1 protein-coding gene is annotated in these 1,164 nt (G+C 45.7%); it reads left to right on the plus strand.

All coding sequences use genetic code 11. The features are described 5' to 3' along the window. The coding region (locus R8N46_RS25060) for a 6-phospho-beta-glucosidase (protein ID WP_318189754.1) at positions 1-1,101 on the plus strand (1,101 nt) is incomplete at its 5' end. Positions 1,102-1,164 lie beyond the last annotated feature (63 nt).

Consider the following 1,164-nt stretch of genomic DNA (forward strand, 5'->3'; position numbering starts at 1 on the left):
CGCCGTGCTGCGATCAAAGGCGCTGACTTTGTCATGACTCAATTCCGTGTAGGCGGGCTTGCTGCTCGAGCAAACGATGAAAGAATTCCTATCAAATACGATGTGATCGGACAAGAAACCACAGGCCCTGGCGGATTTGCTAAAGCACTGAGAACCATTCCGGTCATTCTTGATATCTGTAAAGACATTGAAGAGTTGGCGCCAAACGCTTGGATGCTCAACTTTACGAACCCTGCTGGTCTCGTCTCAGAAGCGGTGAGTAAGCATACTAAAGTCAAAAGTATCGGCTTATGTAATGTACCCGTCTCAATGGAAATGATGATTGCAGAGATGATGGATTGCGAGCCTAAAGAGCTACAGTTGGAGTTTGCAGGTCTAAATCATCTGGTCTGGGTACACAAAGCGTGGCTGAAAGGCGAAGACATCACTCAAACCGTCTTAGAGAAAGTCGGAGATGGCGCTAACTTCAGTATGAAGAACATTTGGGAAGAACCGTGGGATCCGGCATTTCTAAAAGCGCTCGGTGCGATTCCTTGTCCTTATCATCGCTATTTTTACCAAACAGACGCTATGTTGGCAGAAGAAAAGCAGAGCGCAGATGAAAAAGGGACTCGCGCAGAGCAAGTCATGGAAACCGAAAACGCATTGTTTAAGCTCTATCAAGATCCGAACTTAGACCACAAACCGAAAGAGTTGGAAGAGCGAGGGGGAGCGTATTACTCAGATGCGTCACTCAATCTCGTCGACTCTATTTATAACAACCGTAACAGCATTCATGTCGTAAACGTCTTAAACAACGGCGCGATCAATGGTCTACCGGATGACGCCGTGATTGAATGCAGTGCAGTGATTGGTAGTTGGGGAGCAAAACCACTTGCTGTTGGTGAGCTATCAAACAACATCAAAGGACTACTGCATCAAGTGAAAGCTTATGAGCAGTTGACGATAGAAGCCGCTGTTGAAGGTAACTACGACAAAGCATTGATGGCATTAACGAATAATCCTTTGGTGCCAGACATTGGTCGAGCGAAAGCGATATTGGATGAGCTGTTAGCGGTTAATGCGCCTTATTTGCCTCAATTTAAACTTACAGCGTTGTAATACTAAGGAAGAGCGTCAATGAAAGTCATTTTTAATGCGGACGATTTTGGTCTGACTCAAGGT

The organism is Vibrio sp. 1874 (assembly GCF_033344395.1).
Taxonomy (GTDB): domain Bacteria; phylum Pseudomonadota; class Gammaproteobacteria; order Enterobacterales; family Vibrionaceae; genus Vibrio; species Vibrio alginolyticus.